The sequence below is a fragment of the Saccharopolyspora sp. NPDC000995 genome (assembly GCF_053599315.1).
Genome location: NZ_JBSFLZ010000075.1, coordinates 19,639 through 35,153, shown reverse-complemented (window position 1 = coordinate 35,153; position 15,515 = coordinate 19,639). Strand labels below are relative to the sequence as shown.

17 protein-coding genes are annotated in these 15,515 nt (G+C 68.0%); 14 read left to right on the top strand and 3 right to left on the bottom strand.

Annotation, left to right across the window (positions count from 1 at the left end; all coding sequences use genetic code 11):
• Positions 1-114: 114 nt before the first annotated feature.
• A complete protein-coding gene (locus tag ACWDKQ_RS22800) occupies positions 115-783 on the bottom strand; it encodes a hypothetical protein (RefSeq protein WP_450140773.1) in 669 nt (222 codons plus the stop codon).
• Between the two features lie 211 nt (positions 784-994).
• Between ACWDKQ_RS22800 and ACWDKQ_RS22795 the strand changes: the two genes are divergently transcribed.
• The 8 genes from ACWDKQ_RS22795 to ACWDKQ_RS22760 all read left to right on the top strand — a co-directional run bounded on the left by ACWDKQ_RS22795 (position 995) and on the right by ACWDKQ_RS22760 (position 7,242).
• Positions 995-1,138, top strand: a complete 144-nt coding sequence (locus ACWDKQ_RS22795; RefSeq protein ID WP_450140772.1) for a hypothetical protein — start codon at positions 995-997, stop codon at positions 1,136-1,138.
• Positions 1,139-1,232: 94 nt separating this feature from the next.
• Positions 1,233-1,394 (top strand): hypothetical protein, encoded by a 162-nt coding sequence (locus ACWDKQ_RS22790; protein WP_450140771.1) that lies wholly within the window; start codon positions 1,233-1,235, stop codon positions 1,392-1,394.
• A gap of 70 nt (positions 1,395-1,464) precedes the next feature.
• Positions 1,465-1,869 carry a YunG family protein gene (locus tag ACWDKQ_RS22785; RefSeq protein ID WP_450140770.1) on the top strand — a complete coding sequence of 135 codons (405 nt, stop codon included), beginning with the start codon at positions 1,465-1,467 and terminating at the stop codon, positions 1,867-1,869.
• Positions 1,870-1,901: 32 nt separating this feature from the next.
• On the top strand, positions 1,902-2,117 hold the full coding sequence (locus ACWDKQ_RS22780) for a type II toxin-antitoxin system CcdA family antitoxin (protein ID WP_450140769.1): 216 nt from the start codon (positions 1,902-1,904) through the stop codon (positions 2,115-2,117).
• Positions 2,114-2,524 carry a type II toxin-antitoxin system VapC family toxin gene (locus ACWDKQ_RS22775; RefSeq protein ID WP_450140768.1) on the top strand — a complete coding sequence of 137 codons (411 nt, stop codon included), beginning with the start codon at positions 2,114-2,116 and terminating at the stop codon, positions 2,522-2,524. Before ACWDKQ_RS22780 ends, ACWDKQ_RS22775 begins: the two co-directional genes overlap by 4 nt.
• A 64-nt stretch (positions 2,525-2,588) precedes the next feature.
• A complete protein-coding gene (locus ACWDKQ_RS22770; RefSeq protein ID WP_450140767.1) occupies positions 2,589-4,451 on the top strand; it encodes an NHL domain-containing thioredoxin family protein in 1,863 nt (620 codons plus the stop codon).
• A gap of 252 nt (positions 4,452-4,703) precedes the next feature.
• Positions 4,704-5,024, top strand: a complete 321-nt coding sequence (locus ACWDKQ_RS22765; protein ID WP_010313054.1) for a GroES family chaperonin — start codon at positions 4,704-4,706, stop codon at positions 5,022-5,024.
• Between the two features lie 145 nt (positions 5,025-5,169).
• Positions 5,170-7,242 (top strand): VanW family protein, encoded by a 2,073-nt coding sequence (locus tag ACWDKQ_RS22760; protein WP_450140766.1) that lies wholly within the window; start codon positions 5,170-5,172, stop codon positions 7,240-7,242.
• A 62-nt stretch (positions 7,243-7,304) separates the two neighbouring features.
• Here the strand turns inward: ACWDKQ_RS22760 and ACWDKQ_RS22755 are convergent, their stop codons facing one another.
• Positions 7,305-7,628, bottom strand: coding sequence for a hypothetical protein (locus ACWDKQ_RS22755; protein WP_450140765.1), 324 nt, complete (start codon positions 7,626-7,628; stop codon positions 7,305-7,307).
• A 490-nt stretch (positions 7,629-8,118) separates the two neighbouring features.
• Between ACWDKQ_RS22755 and ACWDKQ_RS22750 the strand changes: the two genes are divergently transcribed.
• The 5 genes from ACWDKQ_RS22750 to ACWDKQ_RS22730 all read left to right on the top strand — a co-directional run bounded on the left by ACWDKQ_RS22750 (position 8,119) and on the right by ACWDKQ_RS22730 (position 14,302).
• Positions 8,119-8,901, top strand: a complete 783-nt coding sequence (locus ACWDKQ_RS22750) for an ABC transporter substrate-binding protein (RefSeq protein ID WP_450140775.1) — start codon at positions 8,119-8,121, stop codon at positions 8,899-8,901.
• A gap of 170 nt (positions 8,902-9,071) precedes the next feature.
• A complete protein-coding gene (locus tag ACWDKQ_RS22745; protein WP_450140764.1) occupies positions 9,072-9,902 on the top strand; it encodes an amino acid ABC transporter permease in 831 nt (276 codons plus the stop codon).
• Positions 9,899-10,663: an amino acid ABC transporter ATP-binding protein gene (locus tag ACWDKQ_RS22740; protein ID WP_450140763.1), complete on the top strand. Its 765-nt coding sequence runs from the start codon at positions 9,899-9,901 to the stop codon at positions 10,661-10,663. Before ACWDKQ_RS22745 ends, ACWDKQ_RS22740 begins: the two co-directional genes overlap by 4 nt.
• 298 nt (positions 10,664-10,961) lie before the next feature.
• A complete protein-coding gene (locus tag ACWDKQ_RS22735; RefSeq protein ID WP_450140762.1) occupies positions 10,962-13,241 on the top strand; it encodes an oxidoreductase in 2,280 nt (759 codons plus the stop codon).
• 203 nt (positions 13,242-13,444) lie between these two features.
• Complete coding sequence (locus ACWDKQ_RS22730) at positions 13,445-14,302, top strand: SGNH/GDSL hydrolase family protein (RefSeq protein WP_450140761.1); 858 nt, start codon at positions 13,445-13,447, stop codon at positions 14,300-14,302.
• 363 nt (positions 14,303-14,665) lie between these two features.
• On the opposite strand, the gene ACWDKQ_RS22725 is transcribed toward ACWDKQ_RS22730, so the two are convergent.
• Positions 14,666-14,926, bottom strand: a complete 261-nt coding sequence (locus ACWDKQ_RS22725; RefSeq protein WP_450140760.1) for an AfsR/SARP family transcriptional regulator — start codon at positions 14,924-14,926, stop codon at positions 14,666-14,668.
• A gap of 269 nt (positions 14,927-15,195) precedes the next feature.
• Between ACWDKQ_RS22725 and ACWDKQ_RS22720 the strand changes: the two genes are divergently transcribed.
• Positions 15,196-15,489, top strand: coding sequence for a hypothetical protein (locus ACWDKQ_RS22720; RefSeq protein WP_450140774.1), 294 nt, complete (start codon positions 15,196-15,198; stop codon positions 15,487-15,489).
• The last annotated feature ends 26 nt before the right edge of the window (positions 15,490-15,515 follow it).

The following is a 15,515-nucleotide window of genomic DNA, read 5'->3' as shown; positions in this document are numbered from 1 at the left end:
AACACAAAAATATTAAACACACAAAAACCCCCCACCCCCCACCCCCCCCCCCGCCGCCCCCCCCCCCCCCCCCCCGCGACGAGGTTAGGAGACCTTGACGAACTCCAGACAAGCTCACGGTGGTGGGAGCATGGTCGCCACCTCGGCGATGCCGTCGAGTACTTCCTCGGATGTGGAGCCCTGCCACTGGGTCGCCTCGGCGCGTACGAGCAGGTTTCCCTTCACGCGTGAGTCCCAGTGCTGGCCACGGAAAACGATGCCATCCGCGGCCAGCAGGTCATGGGCTACCGCCGTCACATCGCCGGTGCCGTAGCGCTTGTCAAGGCTGTTCAGTTCACGGGCAGCGCGGGATGTGGGCATCCGCACCCAGGCGATGGACACGACGGCTGTGTTGCCCGCATCGTCGGCGAGCGGCAGCAATGTCCGTGTCAGCGAACGGCACGGATGGCGCAGGAAGAACTCCCGCACCTCACCGAAGGAGTGCGCGACGCAGTCGAGGTAGTGCTCGGGAGCTCGCGGTCGGGTAACGCGCAACCGCATCCGTTGCCAGGCCTTGTTGCTGTCGCCTTTGCTCGCCGACTGCTTGGCATTGCTGACGCGAACTGAGACGCTTTCGCCGGCCACCGAACTGGCACCGACACCAACCGATCCTCCACCTGCTATTGCGCTGACGACCAATGCCGTCGCTCCCGCGAGTGCCACGACTCCGCTGCTTGAGCTCTTGCCCATGATGGGGCGGCGGATACCGTTCTTGTCGGTGTAGAAACCCTTCGGCTCTGGCACAACTTCCCCCTAGTACGGACATGCGGTCGCAGATCCTCGTGGCAAGGAGCGGTCGATAAGTGATTTGCCTTGTTAATCACCTGAAAAGAGCAGCCGCTGCGTTCCGGGCCCGGCCGTTTGACCACCGGGCATCCGTACTGCTCGCGTGACATCTGGCTCTGTCGCGTGGCCCTGGGTACACGATCTGCCGCCGGTGTTGTTGACTTCGGGCGTGAGTGCCGATCAGCAGCCCCGCCGTGCCCGTGTCCGCGCCCCCGAACTGGTCGGCCGCCAGTGGTTGAACACCGGCGGGAAGTCGTACTCGATCAAGGACTTCCGCGGGAAAGTCTCAATTTTTGACTTCTGGACTTTCTAGACCACAGAATCAACTCGCCAGTCGCTTCCGAGATCCGCAGTCACACTCGTCATTGCCCTGGTGTCCCGGCGACTGGCCCAGCCAAGATCGACGCATGAACATCATTGCTGGATTGATCGGTGCCTGTGTCAGCTTGATCGGCGTGACCGTGGGGGCGTGGATCAACAACCACCGCCAAGACCGGCGATGGTTGCGCGAAAAGAAGCTGGAGGCCGCTGCGGCGGCGCGGATCTGCTCGTGGGGTGACCAACGCTGACCGACGACCGCACCCCTGTTCGTCCGCTTTCGGCGTGAGCGGCTCATGCGGCCAAGGGTGCGGACTGTCGGTGGTCTTCGGCAGGCTGCGCCGCATGATCCTCTGGTCCCTGACCGACGTGGAGCGCGCGATCCGAGCTTCCTGGGGTTCTGATACCTGTGCCCCGGAAGACATCCCCGCCTGGCACCCCGGCAATCCGGCCCGCGGCCAATGCGGCACCACTGCCCTCGTCCTCAACGATCTCTTTGGTGGCGACCTTATGCGGGGTGATGTTCATCGCGGCAGCGAATGGGTCGACTACCACTGGTGGAACCGCCTCGGCGACAGCGTGGAACTCGACCTCACCCGAGGTCAGTTCGCCCCCAACGAGCTCGTCGGCCCTGGTGAACCGGTCTCTCGCCCGACCGGCAAGACCCGCCTCGATACGGAGTACGAAACCCTCCGAAAACGAGTGCTGACATATCTCGAGTGCTAGCCCACGCAACGACGTGTGTGTATAGTGTGTGTATGACTCGGGTGAATGTGTGGGTGCCTGACGAACTAGCAGAGCGAGCGCGCAAGGCCGAACTCAACATCTCGGCGTTGACGCAGGCTGCCATCGCCGCTGAGTTGGCGCGCACCGCTACCGATGCATGGTTGGCGACGCTTCCTGTGCCGCGCGGGCTCACCCATGATGCAGCCGCTACCGCGCTCGATGACGCGCGTGAGGAGTTCGGTGCGTGAGCGCAGCAATGAACGCAGTGGTACTGGATGCTTCCGTGGCGGTTGATCTGCTCGCCGGCACCGACTACGCCCCAGCGGCGATCGACCGCCTGACCAGGACCGAGCTACACGCTCCGGCGCACCTGGACGCTGAGGTCATCTCAGCGCTTGGTCGAATGCAGCGCGCGGGTGATCTCGCTGTCGCCGATGTCGAACTGGCCCTGGACCGCCTCACAGCCATGCCTGTTACTCGTCACCCGTTGCCAGGCCTTCTGACTGGGGCATGGGCACGGCGCGCGGACGTGAGTCTGCTCGACGCGCTTTATATAGCGTTGGCCGACCATCTTGGACTTCGCGTACTGACCACTGACCACAAACTGGCGAGGGTGTGCCCGAAGCTGACCGAAACCCTGTGCCCACCGAACTAACGGTGGACAGTGAGACGTGACTCAGGAGTCCCTGCCCTCAGGAACAGCGGCTGGGCGTGTGCCGTTGACTCCCAGTGTGAGTGAGCAGCAGAAACGTCGTGTCCGTGTCCGCGCTCCCGAACTGGTGGGCCGCCAGTGGCTGAACACCGGCGGGAAGGAACTCCAACTCAAGGACTTTCGAGGGAAAACCTTGATCCTTGATTTTTGGACCTTCTGCTGCATCAACTGCTTGCACGTGCTCGACGAACTCCGGCCTCTGGAGGCCGAGTTCGCCGATGAGGTCGTCACCGTCGGCGTGCACTCGCCGAAGTTCGAGCACGAGGCCGATCCTGATGCGCTGATCGCTGCCGTCGAGCGCTACGCCGTGCACCACCCCGTGCTCGACGACCCTGAGCTGACTACCTGGCAGAACTACGCCGTCAAGGCCTGGCCGACGCTGGTCGTGGTCGACCCGGAGGGCTACGTCGTGCACGTCGCCGCAGGTGAAGGGCACGTCGAGGTGCTGCGCAGCGTGATCACCGAGGTCACCGCCGAGCACGAGGTCAAGGGCACGCTGCACCGCGGTGAAGGCCCGTACGTGCCGCCGGAGGCGCCCGCGACGACGCTCCGCTTCCCCGGCAAGGTCATCGCCCTGCCCGGCGGCAACCTGCTTGTCTCCGACTCCGCGAATCACTCGCTGGTGGAGTTCGCCGCCGACGGCGAGACGATCGTGCGCCGCATCGGCACCGGTCAGCGCGGTCGCGCCGACGGCGCTGCCGCCGAGTTCGCCGAGCCCGCCGGTCTCGCGTTGCTGCCGCAACGCGTCGCAGAGCAGGTCGGCTACGACGTGGTGGTCGCCGACACCGTCAACCACCTGCTGCGCGGCGTGCGGCTCGCGGACGGCCAGGTCACCACGCTGGCCGGGACCGGCGAGCAGTGGCGCGAGGGCTCGGACAGCGGGCCCGCGCTGGAGACCCCGCTGACCAGCCCCTGGGACGTCGCCTGGTGGGAACCGGCCGGAGGCGTCGTGATCGCGATGGCGGGCAACCACACACTCGGCCTTTTCGACCCGGTCACCGGCAAGATCCGGCGGTTCGCCGGGGCGACGGTCGAGGGCCTGCGCGACGGCGCGGCGGATGAGGCGTTCTTCGCCCAGACCTCCGGGTTGGCCGACGGCGGTGACCGGCTCTGGCTGGCTGACTCCGAGACGTCGGCGTTGCGCTGGGTCGTGGCCGCCGACGGGGGCTTCGCCGTGCGGACCGCCGTCGGCACCGGACTGTTCGACTTCGGCCACGCCGACGGCCCCGCCGACAAGGCGTTGTTCCAGCACCCGCTCGGCGTCGCGGCGCTGCCCGACGGTTCGGTCGCGGTCTGCGACACCTACAACGGTGCCGTCCGGCGCTACGATCCGACGACCGATGAGGTTTCCACGCTGGCCACCGATGTCGCGGAGCCGTCCGGCGCGACCGTGGTGGACGGTGAGCTGGTGGTGGTCGCCTCCGCCGCGCACCGCCTCGAGCGGCCGGTGCCGCCCGGCGTCGCGGCCCGCCTCATCGAGGGGGCGTCGCAGCAGGTCAAGCGGCCGGCCACGGAGATCGGCAGCGGCGCGGTCGAACTCGCAGTGGTGTTCACCCCGCCGGCGGGCACCGAGCTGGACGAGCGCTACGGGCCGTCGACGCGGCTGGAGATCACCTCTTCGCCGGCGGAGCTGCTGGTCGAAGGCGCTGGCGTGGGCACCGACCTGACTCGCCGCCTGGTGCTGGCCGATGGCCTCGGACAGGGCGTGCTGCACGTGGTGGCGCAGGCCGCCAGTTGCGACGACGACCCATCGGTTGAGCACCCGGCCTGCCGTCTGACCAGGCAGGACTGGGGTGTGCCGATCAAGATCACCGCCGCCGGGCCGAGGCGGTTGCCCCTGGTGATGGGCGGCCTCGACGCCGAGGCGTGAGCGGCCCGCCAAGATCACCGCACCGGGTGTTGACAGGCCCTGCCGAGTACGCCTCGTGCTCGGCAGGGCCTTGGCGTTTCCGCTGTTAGATGCCCGTAAGTCGGTTCGGGCGTGAAGCCCCCCGAAAGTGCTCACGATCCTGAGCAGCGGAAACCGGCGGCCCCGTGGGGGCGTCGTGGTGTGCCGGGGAAGTCGTACAACGGACCGGCCCTGGCCGGTTGGTCACCCGGAGGCGGCAAGTAAACTTTTCGGGTGACCGATGCCAAGCTCGAAATCCAGATGCTGCACGACCGGGTCATGGTGCGCATCTCTCCGGAATCCGGGGAACGCCGCAGCAGCGGCGGCATCGTGATTCCGGCGACCGCCCAGGTGGCCAAGCGGCTGCTGTGGGGCGAGGTCTTCGGTGTGGGTAGTCACGTGCGCACGGTGAAGGTCGGCGACCAGGTGCTGTTCAACCCAGACGAGCAGTTCGAGTTCGAGGTCCAGGGCCAGGCGTACCTGGTGATGCGGGAACGGGACCTACACGCCGTGGCCAGCGAACGCACCGAACAGGGCACCGGGTTGTACCTGTAGATCGGCGTGCCCGAGTCAGGCAGCGGGCCCGGCCTACCGGTCTTTCCGCTGTGCGTGCGAGGGTGGTCGCCGCTGGGTCGGTGCCCCACCGGCCGCTGCCAGTTCCACGTGCCCCACCGCAGGACCGACAGAAGAAGGGGAAGCGGTGCCGGAGAACCACGATCAGCCAAGCGGTGCGGAGCCGTCGACCGAGCGGTTGCGCACCGAGCCCGGGCACCCCGCCGGCGGAGCCCAGCCGGAGAGCAGCGTCGAGCAGACCACCCGGATCCCCCTGGTGCAGGCCGACCTGGAGGCGGGCACTCGGCCCAATCTGCCGACCAACGGCCAGAAGCCCGAAGCCCCGAAGCCAGAACCGGAGTCCGACGCCGAGCGCACCGCCCAGATCGCGGCGCTGCCCGCGGACTTCTCCGCCTTCCCCATCGGCGAGACCCAAGCGATCCCGCGGGTCCCCGCCGAATCCAGCGGCTGGAGCGGCGCCCTGCCGTCCGACCCGCAGCCCACTGAGCCCGACAAGACGCGGCGCGGCCTGATCCGGGCCGGTATCGCCGCCGGTGCCGCGGTCGGCGCGTTGACGCTGCTCTACGTCGGTGACCTGGCTTTGACCAGCGGCACCGTGCCGCGTGGCACGGTGGTGGCTGGCGTCGACATCGGCGGCCTAGACGAGGCCGCGGCCGAGACGCAGCTGCGCGAGAAGCTCGGCCCCGGCCTGAACGAGCCCGTCGAGCTGCGGGTCGGCGACCGCGCCACCACGATCAACCCGGAGCAGGTCGGGTTGCAGATGGACTGGGCGGCGACCATTGAGCAGGCGGGCAGCCAGCCGCTGAACCCGTTCACCCGGATCGCCTCGCTGTTCACCACGCATGAGGTCGCCCCGGTCAGCCACGGCGACCGCGAGCAGCTGGTGCAGGCACTGGAGCAGGTCCGGCCGCAGCTGGACCGGACGCCCGCCGAGGGCACCATCCGGTTCGAAGGAGCCAAGCCGGTCGCGGTCGACCCGGTTACCGGCCAGGCCATCGACGTGCAGGCGGCCACCGACGAGGTGCTCGCCCACTGGGCCGAGGACGGCGCCGTGCAGCTGCCGTACACCGAGCAGCCGGTGAGCACGACCCGCGAAGGCGTGCAGCGGGCGCTGACCGAGGTCGCGCAGCCCGCGGTGTCCGCGCCAGTGACGGTGCGCGGCGAGAGGAAGAACGCGACCCTCTCGCCGGAGACGATCGGCGCCGCGCTGCGGTTCGAACCGGACGGCGCGGGTGGGCTGAAGTCCAGCGTGGACCTGCCAACCGCGATCGGCGGCGTCGAGCCGCAGCTGGCCGACACGATCAAGTCCAGCAAGGACGCCGAGATCGTCCTGGAGGGCGGCGCCCCCGTGGTCCGGCCGTCCGTCGACGGCATCGGCGTCGACTGGAACAAGAGCTTCGAGCGGATCGACGAGGTGCTCCGACGCCCGCAGGACCGAAGCGTGCAGGCGATCTACGTGCACGAGCCCGCCAAGTTCAGCACTGACCAGGCCAACCAGATGGGCATCCGCGAGGTGGTCGGCGAGTTCACCACCAACGGGTTCGAGGCCGCGTCGGGTGTGAACATCCGGCGGGTCGCCGAGCAGGTCAACGGCGCGATCATCAAACCGGGCGAGATCTTCAGCCTCAACGGGCACACCGGGCCGCGCGGGATCCCGCAGGGCTACGTCGAGTCCGGGATCATCGAGAACGGCCGGCCGGGCCGGGCCGTCGGCGGCGGCATCTCGCAGTTCGCCACGACGCTCTACAACGCCTCGTACTTCGCGGGCATGCAGAACGTCGAGCACAAGGAACACAGCTACTACATCAGCCGCTACCCGGCGGGCCGCGAGGCCACCGTGTTCCAGAGCCCCACCGGCGCGAGCATCATCGACGTCAAGTTCAAGAATGTGGCCAAGAGCGGCATCATGATCACCACCAACTGGACGTCGTCGTCGATCACGGTGACGCTGTGGGGCACCAAGCAGTTCGACGTGACCTCGCAGACCGGCGAACGGACCACTCCCACGGAGCCGCAGGAGCAGGTCGTGCCGCCGGGCGAGCCGTGCAGCCCGAGCAAGGGCACGCCGGGTTTCTCGGTGAACGACACCCGGACCATCAAGGACCGGTCCACCGGGCAGGTGCGCACCGAGACCCGGCACACGGTCTACAAACCGCAGCCGATCATCCACTGCGGGGCTCCGCCACCGCCGCCTGGCTGACCAGCGCTGTTGCCGTCGGGAGCGGTTGTTCCGGGTACTGCCGGAACAACCGCTCCCGCGTCTTATTCGGACTTGTCGCCGGCCGGCGCGAACTCCCACAGGTAGCCGGTTTCGCGCGTCATGAGGGTGATGTCCCGCGCGCAGCTCTCGTTGAGCGTCACCACGTCCGGCCGCCGCCGCTGGATCAGCGCGATAGCGGAGTTGACCGCCTTGCCCGCCGAGCAGCAGTCGGCGAAGCCGCTGTTGCAGAGGTTGAGCTGGAGCACGTCGAAGTGCTTGGCCGCTGGGGCCTGCGCCTGGGCGACGGGTACGGCCACGGCAGCGAGCGCGGTGAGTGCGGCTGCCATCCACATCGCGGCCGATCGTCGCAGGCCGGGAAGCTTCATCGGGACCTGCTCGGAGCTCGCGGCACCACGGGTTCGGCACCCCCGTCAAAGTCTCCTAACCAGCGAATATCCGCTCCACCGCCGGATGGCGTAGTGGCGACTTGTCGACAAATCCACCCGTCTGGATCACGTTGGCGTGTACGAGCAGTGATCGTTTGGAGGGAACACGGAACGTCTTCCGGAGCTGGTCGGTGGCTCCCTGTTGACCAGTGGCACATGCCACATGAAACTGAGTGCCACTCGGCAACCGCGGGCAACAACCCGCACGAACAGGGGAGGTTCGGCGGAATTCCTTTCGCGTTCCCGGTGCTCGGCTGGCAGTTTTCCGATCGTGGGCCGGATCGCGACTGGGCCTTGGACGAAAACTTGATGGGTTCGCAATATTCAGCATTGGGATTACGCCCGAACGAGTGGCACCATTCGGACACTCGCGTTCTCACCTACTAGGAGTGACATCGTGGCGCGTCGCAGAACACTACGAGCGTTGGCTATGCTGCCCGCTCTCGCCCTGGCCACCGCCGCAGCGGCGGGTTGTGCCGAATCCACCACCGGCGGGGGCGGCACGGCCGACGGCGGCGTGGAGGTGATCAAGCCCGGAGTGCTCACGACCTGCACGCACATGGACTACAAGCCCTTCCAGTTCCACGACCAGGGCAAGATCGTCGGCTTCGATGTCGACCTCGTCGACGAGATCGCCAAGGACATGGGCCTGAAGCAGGAGATCGTCGACACCCCGTTCGAGGGCATCCAGTCCGGCGAGGACCTCAACACCCGGCGCTGCGACGTCGCGGCCGCGGCCATGAGCATCACGCCTGCGCGCGAGGAGAACTTCGACTTCTCCGACCCGTACTTCGAGGCCACTCAGGCGCTGATGACCAAGAAGGGCTCGGGCATCCACAGTCTCGCGGACCTGCGTGGCAAGAAGCTCGGCGTGCAGCTCGCCACCACCGGCGAGAAGTACGCGAACGAGAACAAGGATGCCAACGGCTACGAGGTCGTCCAGTTCGAGGACCTGCCGCTGTCGGTGACCGCGGTGGAAACCGGCCAGGTCGACGCGGCGATCAACGACAACAGCGTCTTCGGCGATTTCGTCAAGACCAACCTCAACGTCGAGATCACCAACGAGTTCACCACCGGCGACCAATACGGCATCGGCATGGCCACCGGCAACACGGCGCTGAAGGACCGGGTCAACGCGGCGCTGAAGAAGCTCAAGGACAACGGCGAGTACGACAAGATCTACGAGAAGTGGTTCGGCAAGAAGCCGCAGTGACGGCGGGCGGTCGGCCGCGGGCCGCAGCGGGCATCGCCTGACCGCGACCGCGGCTGGCCGCGCCTGACTACCGATCCGCGCGGCCGGATCGCCGACCGCGATCCGCACCCGCCAGCAGCGGGGTCGGCGGGTGCTCCACCGCCGACCCCGAACACTGATCAGGAGACTTCATGACAACCGACACCGATCGGCGCAAGCCGGGGCTGGGTAGACGACAGCGGGCGCGGCTGAACCGCGGCATTCAGTACGCCGTGCTGATCGTGGTCATCGTGGTCGCGGCCGTGGTCGCCGACTGGGGTTCCATCGCGCGCGCGTTCTTCAACGTCGACGTCGCGATCGCGCAGTTCCCGGGCGTGATCACCACGGCGCTGGTGAACACCATCATCTACACCGCGCTTGGCTTCGGCTTCGGCCTGGGACTGGGCATCCTGCTGGCGCTGATGAAGATGTCGCCGGTCGGGCCGTACCGGTGGATCGCCACCGGCTACATAGAGCTGTTCCGCGGCCTGCCCGCACTGCTGGTGTTCATCGCGCTGGGCTTCGGTGTGCCGATCGCCTTCCAGCTGCGGTTCGACATCTATTCCACCGCGATGCTCGCGCTCGGCCTGGTCGGCGCCGCCTACATGGCCGAGACTATCCGGGCGGGCGTGCAGGCGGTGCCGCGCGGCCAGATCGAGGCGGCGCGCTCGCTGGGCATGTCGCCAACCCGCACCATGATCACCGTGGTGATGCCGCAGGCGTTCCGGATCATCCTGCCGCCGCTGACCAACGAGCTGATCCTGCTCACCAAGGACTCGTCGCTGATCTACCTGCTCGGCCTGGCCAGCGACCAGTACGAGCTGGCCAAGTTCGGCCGGGCGGCGCTGAACGAGTACGCGTCGTTGACGCCGCTGCTGGTGGCGGGCCTGTGCTATCTGATCATTACGATCCCGCTCTCCCGGGTTTCCGTCCTGCTGGAGCGCAAGTATGGCGGGGTGCGGACCAAGGGGGCCACGGCATGAGCAACGTGATGATCGACGTCTCCGGTCTGGACAAGTCGTTCGGCTCGCTGGAGGTGCTGCGCGGCGTCGACCTGCAGGTCGAGCGCGGCGAGGTGGTGTGCATCATCGGCCCGTCCGGGTCGGGCAAGTCCACCCTGCTGCGCTGCGTGAACCTGCTGGAGGAGCCGAGCGGGGGCAAGGTCGTGGTGGACGGCACCGACCTCACCGACCCGGACACCGACCTCGACGGCGCCCGCCGGCACGTCGGCATGGTGTTCCAGCAGTTCAACCTGTTCTCGCACCTGCACGTGCTGGACAACCTGACCGTCGCGCAGCGCAAGGTGCTGGGCCGGGACAAGGTGGCGGCCGAGAAGATCGCGCGGGAGAACCTGGCCCGTGTCGGGCTCTTGGAGAAGGCCTACGCCATGCCGGCCCAGCTCTCCGGTGGTCAGCAGCAGCGGGTCGCGATCGCGCGGGCGCTATCGATGAACCCGAAGGTGATGCTGTTCGACGAGCCGACCTCGGCGCTGGACCCGGAGCTGGTCGGCGACGTGCTCGGCGTGATGCGGGAGCTTGCCGACGAGGGCATGACGATGCTCGTGGTCACCCACGAGATGCAGTTCGCCCGCGAGGTGGCCGACCGGGTGCTGTTCATGGACGGCGGCGGGATCGTCGAGCAGGGGCCGCCCGCCGAGGTCATCGGCGCGCCGAAGGAGGAGCGCACCCGCACCTTCCTGGCCCGCGTCCTCGACCCGACCCACGCCTACCCGACTCCGGAGTGATCCCGGCCGCATCGCACTGCTGCGAACCCCCGGCACCGCCCGAACCAGGGCGGATCGCCGGGGGTTTCACGTGGAACCGAAACTAGGCCATCCCGGTGCACTGCGCCGGGATGTCGCAACCAGGCGTCGAGGTCGAACGTCCGAGCTCGGTGGAACCCGTTTCTAGGGCCGTTCTGCGCGGCGCGGGTGGGCCGCGTCGGGCGACGAAGATCAAATCGATTTCCAAACGGGCTAATTCCACAGGTAGTCGATCAGCTACGTTTCGTGTGATCGACGTTGGAAAAGTTCGGGGGCGAGGGTGCCGGTCGTCAAGCCGTGGGACAACAACGGTCCGCTCACCGCTGTGGAGCAGCGGTTCGAAGATCTGCTCCGACAGGGCAGAGCGGATCGCGTGCCCCAGGATGCCGCTCCGCCGCTGGACGTGCATGCTCCGTGGCACCTCCACGACCAGGAGATCCGCGGCGAATTCCTCGCCCGTCGCCTGGTCGAGTCCTTGGAGGAGCCCGGCTGGCGGCCGTTCGCCCGTCGCAGCGGCGGCCAGCAGCAGGTCATCGCGATCGAGGACGCGGTGATCACCGGCCATCTGGACCTGCGCGCCACCGACCTGCCGTACCTGCTGGAGTTCGTCCGCTGCCGGTTCGAGCAGGCCCCCGACCTGCGGCAGGCGAACATCGCTGGCCTGGTGCTCTGGCACTGCCGGTTCCCCGGCATCGACGCCCGCAATCTCAACACCAGCAACGACACCGTGCTGCGCAACTGCACGAGCGTCGGCGGCATCGTCGACCTCGCCGACGCCCAGCTCGGCGGCTCCCTGCTGCTCAACGACAGCGAGCTGCGCAACCCCGGCGGCCGCGCCGTCTACGGTGACCGCCTGACGGTCAACGGCGCGCTGCTCGGGTTGCGGCTGCAGACGTCCGGGGAGATCCGCATCCCCGGTGCGAAGGTCGGCGGCAACTTGAACTTCTCCGGCGGGTCGCTGCGCAACCGGGGCCGCTACGCGCTGAACGCGAACGGGATCCAGATCGGCGGCAGCCTGCGCGGCGACGTCGACCCGCTCACCCGCCGGCCGTTCACCGTCGCCGGGATCCTGTTCCTGCCCAGCGCGCGCATCGCTGGTGACCTGCGGTTACGCGACGCGGTGCTGGAGCCGGGCGTCGCTCCCCCGCGCCGCGGCGAGTCCCAGTACGACGACCCGACCAGCACGCTGGTCGTCGACCGCGGCGACATTCGCGGCGACGTGCAGATCGACCAGGGCTTCCGCAGCGGCGGCACGATCCGGATGGTGAGCGCGAAGGTCGGCGGGGACCTGCGGATGTCCGGCGCGCACATCGACCTGAGCTGGTCGCGCTCGGCGAAGGCCTCGGTTGAGCAGCCGCTGCGCGCGGTGCACATCGACGGCACCGAGATCCTCGGCAACCTGGAGGCGTCGCGGGTCGACCTGCACGGCCAGGTGCGGATGATCGACGTCCGGGTGCACGGCAGCTTCCAGCTGAACCGGGCGAAGCTGCACGGCCCGCGCACCGATGTGCTGCAGGCCAGCCGGATCGTGGTCGGCAGCAACATGGACTGCCGGGAGTCCGACGTCGTCGGTTCGATCCAACTGCAGGGCGCCCAGATCGGTGCCAACGTCGACCTGCGCTCGGCGCACCTGACCAAGCCCGCGTGGCACCGCCACCGGATGGCCTACAAGCCCTCTGTGGACCTGCGCGCGGCCAACATCGCGCGGGACCTGGTGTGCGCGGCGGGCAGCAGGCCGTTCGTCGCCGAAGGCGAGGTGCAGCTGCGGCGCGCCGAGATCGGGCGGCAGGTGAACTTCTACGGCTGCCGCCTCGGCGACGGCTCCAGCCGCAACGCGATCAACGCGTTCGGCCTGGTCGTGCAGGAGCTCACGCTGCTTCCGGAGACCGCGCCGCAGGGCCGGATCATGCTGCGGCAGGCGCAGTGCGAACTGCTCGCGGACAACTCGCAGCTGTGGGCGGCATCCGGCGGCGTCGACGTCGAGGACTTCGCGTACGACAACTTCACCACCACCATCGAGCCGACTGACCGGGCCGCGGTGCGGGAGCGGCTCGGCTGGCTGCGCGCCAACTCCGGCGGCCGTTACCAGCCGGGGCCGTACGACCAGCTGGCGCGGGTGTTCCGCGGCAACGGCAACGAGGAACACGCGGTGGAGGTGCTGATCGAGAAACAGAAGCGCCGCTACCAGGCGATCGCGGCGGCGACCCGCCCGGCGTTCCGGTTACCGGTGCGGTTGTGGAGCGCGCTGCAGTTGATCACGGTCAGCTACGGCTACCGCCCGCTGCGCGCCCTGCTCTGGTTGGTGCTGCTGACCGCGGCGGGCACCACCTGGTTCGACTTCCACAAGCTGGAGCCGATCAACGAGGAGGACCACCCGGTGTGGAGCCCCCTCCTGTACACAGTGGACCAGCTATTGCCGATCATCAACCTGGGCCACGACGTGATGTGGCAGGCCCAAGGCAACTCGCAGTGGATCACGGTGGTCCTGATCGCCTCGGGCTGGATCCTCGCGACCACGGTCGCTGCGGGCATCACCAGAGCCCTCCACCGCGAGCTGTAGTCCCCTCCCGGCGGTTGGATGCAATTTCAATGGAGATCGGACCTTCGATTTCCATTGAAATTGCGTCAGTGCTCGGGATTCGGGTGAGTTCGACTGGTCCGATCAGCTCTGTATCGCTCGACGGTCGGGTGAATTCGTGCGCCGCGGGGACTTTCGCGTGCTAGATCAAGCTGGCCAATGCTCCAGCTCACGCAGGAGGTCCTGTGGGATCCCAGCCCGGTCGTCTCGCCCTGCTCGGTTCCGCCCTCGCCGCGACTGCGGCGGTGCTCGCACCCACGGCTCACGCAGCCGACGAGCTCGAGTACGTCGCGATGGGCGATTCGGCGGCCGCCGGGCCGCTCACGCCGCACCCGGACCCGAACCTGCTCTGCTTCCGCTCCAGGGAGAACTACCCGCAGGTGGCGGCTCGACTGCTCGGCGCCGAGCTGACCGACGTCTCCTGCTCGGGCGCGAAGATCGCGGACTTCTCCGGGCGGCAGCACGGGATCATGCCGCCGCAGTACGGAGCGCTCAGTGACCAGACCGACCTGGTGACCGTCACCATCGGCGGTAACGACGTCGGCCTGGTGCAAGCGGCGGTCTCCTGCATCAACCTGCTGCCGGAACCGGTCGGATCGTCGTGCGTTGACGAGTTCACCGCAGGCGGCCGGGACGAACTGGCGGAGCGGATCGACGCGCTCGAACCGCGCTTCGACGATGCGCTCGCGCAGATCCGCCACCGGGCCCCGAACGCCGCGATCGTGGTCGTCGGCTACGGCACCTACCTCCGGCCGGGTGGCTGCTACCCGAAGGAACCGATGTGGGTGCGCGATGCGGACTACATCCAGTCCAATGTGGACAAGCTGAGCGCGATGCTCGGTTCGCGGGCGGCGGCGCACGGCGCGGAGTTCGTCGACCTCGGCCCGGTCAGCGCGGGCCACGACGTCTGCGCCGCCCCGGCGGACAAGTACTACGAGGGCGTCATCCCGACCTCTGTGGCGGCCCCGCTGCACCCGAACGCAACGGGCATGCTCGCCTTCGGCCGAGCCGTCGCGGAAGCCGTGCAGCACATCCGGTCCTGACACGACCCAGAAGCCCCCCGCAGCTTTTAGTTGCAATGCCCCTGGAATCCGCCACCAGTTGCGGAGGCCTTCTGTTGTAATGCGTCGAGTTCCCGCGGATGTGCCCGCGGAAGAACGCCTGAGCCAGCGCTTCACCCAGCTCGCGGGGACCGGGCCCGCCGAGGTGGCGGCGGAAGCGGTCCAGGTGCAGCCAGAGCTGGCACGCCCGGTCGTGACGGCCGCGCGCGGTCGCCAGCGCGAGCGCGTGCTAAATGTTGGTTTCTTCGGCCCGGAACCAGCTCAGCGCCGCCTGCAGCGCGCAGCAGGCCGACGGCCTCGCCGTCGACAGCGTCCCTGGCGTCCGCGATGAGTCCTCTAACCGCGTCACGTCGAGCAGCGCGCGGGGCGCGAGCAGCAGGTAGCCGGGGAAACGGTGCCAAGTTTCACGCCGTCGCCGAGGTTCTTGCGCAGCTGGGCGATGTGGCCTTGCAGCGAGGCCCTGGCCGTGGGCAGTGGATCGCCGTTCCAGACGATGGTCATCAGCCGGTCGACGGAGACGACGCGGTCGAGGTTGATTGCCAGTGCGGCAAGGTTTGCGCCGTTTGGCGGCACCGAAGGCCGCAGTCTGCCGTCCGACCGCAGCAATTCACCGGGTCTGCAGTTTTGGCCGGGTTCTTGAAGATATCCGCTCCCGATCGAGTCGTTCGTCGGAGAGCGTACCGGCCAACGCGCGCGTTGGTCTGGCGTTGGCCTGGCGTTGACAGTGTGTGCGATCATGGTCAGGTGATGTCTTGTCTGGGGGATTCATGAGCGAAGACGTCGAAGAACCGGCAAAGCTTGCGCTTGCTCGGACCGTATCCGGCGTCAGGCACTTGCGCCGGGCGGTGAAATCGCAAGGTTTGCGCTTGGATCCGGTGGCGGGTGCGGAAATCCGCGCCGCACTGGAGGATCAGTTGTCCGCAGTGGACGACTGGTTGGCCAGGTCCGCTTCGCTCAACCAGCACGCGCCGTTGGGGCAGAACCCGGTCGGCGAGGCCATGGCGGCGAAGTTCGCGACCCGTGCCGACGGCCATGAGAACTCATTCAACGCGGTGCTCAAGCGCTACCGGGAGGTCCTGGAGGGCGCCCTCGACGCCATCGTTTCCGCGATCCGCGAGTACCGGGAGATCGAGGACCACGTGTCGGATTCCTTCCGGAAGCTCGTTTGATGGGACCGGTTTCGGCTGGGCGCACC